Genomic DNA, 3,047 nt, shown 5'->3' on the forward strand with positions numbered 1-3,047 from the left:
CTGGATACGCGTGGCGGTTCGGCTGCGGGTGCTGATTCGCCTGTGTCGTTCCAGGTGGGTGGTGTGTCGGGGATTCCGGCGAATGTTTCGGCTGTTGTGTTCAATCTGACGGTGACGGGGCCCAAGTCGTTCGGGTTTGTGAGTGCGTTTGCTTCCGGGACTGAGCGTCCGAATGCGTCGAATGTGAATTTCGGCGTTGGGCAGACGGTGGCGAATTCGGTGACGGTGCCGGTGGGTGCTGACGGGAAGGTGACGCTGTTCAACCGTTCATCCGGTACTACCGACCTGATTGCGGACGTTGCGGGTTACTTCATGGGCCAACTCATGCCGCCGGCGACGCCGGTCATCACACCGCCCGCGAGCATTACGACCATCCCAGGAACCAATACCGGGACGGTCAATGGCGGAGGGACTGTCGGTGAAGGGAAATACGATTTCACCATTAGTGAGCCGGGCACGTATCCGGCAAAGGGTTTCGCGTATGCGGTAACTGACGCGCCCGGACCGACGTCAATGCCGGTCAATCTAAGCTGCGACACCCCGCGGGTTCATGAATTCGTTGTGGTCTGTCCAGCCGAGGGGCGGAAGGCAACGGTGACGGTGGGGCCCGCCGACCGCTCTACTTCCTTGAAGGTGTGGGCCTTTGACTACGTCGGCAATGTCAGCTATCCAGCTGACTACGAGTTCAGGGTGGCAAATACGGTGCCCGTTCCAGCTACCGTCCTCCCGATCACTGCACCAAGTAACGGAAGTTGGGTTCCCGTTGCGATCCAGGCCAATGGGACGCCCTATGCGACGGAGTCCTGTCAGGGAGACGCAAGCGCGGGCTACTCTGGGAGCCCTACGAGGAATGCCCTTCAAGTCAACGGCCTTCCTGACCAGTTCGGGACGACTGCGTCGCCTGCTGTAAATACGGCGGAGAGCTTCAGCGTCTCCGGGTGGTTCTGCCCCACCAATCCGGCGCCCGGCGGAAACACCATCCAGTCGCTCATAGCGCAGGTCTCCGACACCGGAGACTTGGCCGCGGCGGTCCGCTTGAATACGGACGGACAGCCTGAACTGGATACTTGGACAACAGGCGGCACCCTCAATCAGGTCCAGATCCTGACAGGACAGACATCAAACCAATGGTTTTTTCTGACCGCGGTCTATGACAAGGTCAACCAGCAATTGCGTATGACCGTAAGCTCCGCTGGCTACTCAGGGACCTGGACCACAGCCGCCGCGACGCAAACCCACCTTCCTTCCACCACCCAGCCGGTGCGCCTTGGTGAGGGCTTCAAAGGACAGATCCTCAACCCCGTCCTGACCCAGGGCATACTCACCAAGGACCAGTTCAGCTGGGTTCAAACTCAATTCGGCCCCGGCACTCAAGGGATTCTCAAATGAGGAACCCCATAGCGCCAGTTACTCAGCAGCGGATCGATTAAGGACGGCAGGCACCGTCTCCGACGCATCCCAGTCGATGTGGTGGCGATAGACCCAGTCGAAGTTGTCGGCCGTCTTCCGGGCGAGTGAGCGACAAGTTCATCGGCTTCTGGGGAACCGTCGCCGCGATCATTCCCGCAGGCGAGGGGCTGGCAGCCCTGAGTATCAAGACCGCTCAACGAGAGGCCGCCGAGCAACTCGCAGCCCGCCACGCAGCGGAGGCTACTGCCGACGTTGCCGGCGATTCTGTCTCCCTATATCGCGGATTGCATTACGGACATCCGGCCTATGACGATGCGCTTAATGGCATAGCAAGGCCTCAGGGTGGCCACTCAAATCCGGCGCTCCACAACGGCGGAAGAAATGATAGCGTGTTCACCTCCTGGACCACTGATGAATCGATCGCGCGGGACGTGGCGAGTGAAGGAAACGGCCCCGGTGTTGTCCTTCGTATCCCGGATGCAGATGGGCCAGGATACGTTCGTGTGCCGTCGCCAGACATCTACCATGAGAGTGAAGTCCTAATTCGAGGCCCGGTGTTCGGAGCGGAGGTGATCCGGTAATGACGACCAGGCAAGTTTCCGTCACAACGGTCCTAACCTTGATCGACAAATGGAAGCCGGAGAACATAACAGTGGCTGATACCGCCGCCTTGGCGCTTAGGTCGATTGACCCATCAGGAATGCTCGAGCTCGGGCTGACGGACGTCCCGGATTTGATTCGCATATACAGGCGCCGTGTAAAGAGCCGTGCAAAGACTGGTGCAAACGTGCTTGGTGATCACGAATTTCTATCACGACTCGAGGAGTACCCTAGTCAGCAGGTCCTTAATACCGCGATCTCGGTCGGCGGAACCATGGTCTTCATTTGGTTCGATGAGGAGATGACAACCGTCGTTGGATGTGTCATAGGCAAAGACCACCGTTCCCAGGGCGAGGCCAGGACGTCAGACTTGTGATCGCAAGGGCTCGGAGGGCCAATGGTGCGTATCAAAAGTTGGGTGCCAATACCGAAACCCGAGTAACGAGTCATCAGGCCTATCACCCAGTCGAGGTCGTGTTGGGGTTCGAGTAGTAACGACGTGAAATTGCACGCTAAGCCTTTGGCGTCAGTTTGGGGTATACCCCAAACTGACGTCAGGACAGAGTGTCCTGCATGTCAGGTTAGGATCTGTTTTCTTTTTATTGACGCCCGTCCTCCGACGTCTTGGATTTCAATCTGACGATCTTTGTGAGGACCGGAAACATGACAGGCAGCGCATCGGGTATGCGAGTTTCAATCCGGGCTCAGTCCACTGACAGGCATCAGGCGGACCTGTTGGCCGCGGGCGTCCGACGCGACCTCGACGCGGACCACGGCGTATCCCGGGCCTGGGTATCACGACCCCAGTTCGACCGCGGACTCGATGCGCTGATCGAAGGAGACACTCCCGTCATCACCACCTTGGACCGGCTCGGGCGCTCCACCCAGGACATGCTCACCTTTATCGGTGGCCGGCCCCGCCGAATCATCGACAGCCAGATTCGAAACGCTATCCGCCTGGTCGTGGGTGGCGAGCCTGCCGCGCAGGTCGCCCGCGGTCTCGGCATGTCCAGGGCAACGTTCCACGGGCGATCGCG

General features: G+C 59.4%; 4 protein-coding genes. All 4 read left to right on the top strand.

All coding sequences use genetic code 11. The features are described from left to right. The first annotated feature begins 42 nt into the window (after positions 1-42). Positions 43-1,389 carry a LamG domain-containing protein gene (locus AHiyo1_RS09625; protein WP_216363175.1) on the top strand — a complete coding sequence of 449 codons (1,347 nt, stop codon included), beginning with the start codon at positions 43-45 and terminating at the stop codon, positions 1,387-1,389. A gap of 125 nt (positions 1,390-1,514) precedes the next feature. Beyond that, complete coding sequence (locus AHiyo1_RS09630; RefSeq protein WP_059388425.1) at positions 1,515-1,991, top strand: hypothetical protein; 477 nt, start codon at positions 1,515-1,517, stop codon at positions 1,989-1,991. 38 nt (positions 1,992-2,029) lie between these two features. Beyond that, the gene (locus tag AHiyo1_RS09635; RefSeq protein ID WP_172465556.1) at positions 2,030-2,386 is read left to right on the top strand and encodes a hypothetical protein; all 357 of its coding nucleotides are present in this window, start codon (positions 2,030-2,032) and stop codon (positions 2,384-2,386) included. A 287-nt stretch (positions 2,387-2,673) separates the two neighbouring features. Continuing rightward, the coding region (locus AHiyo1_RS09640) for a recombinase family protein (RefSeq protein WP_172465579.1) at positions 2,674-3,047 on the top strand (374 nt) is incomplete at its 3' end.

This window comes from Arthrobacter sp. Hiyo1 (assembly GCF_001263615.2).
In the GTDB taxonomy this organism is placed as follows: domain Bacteria; phylum Actinomycetota; class Actinomycetes; order Actinomycetales; family Micrococcaceae; genus Arthrobacter.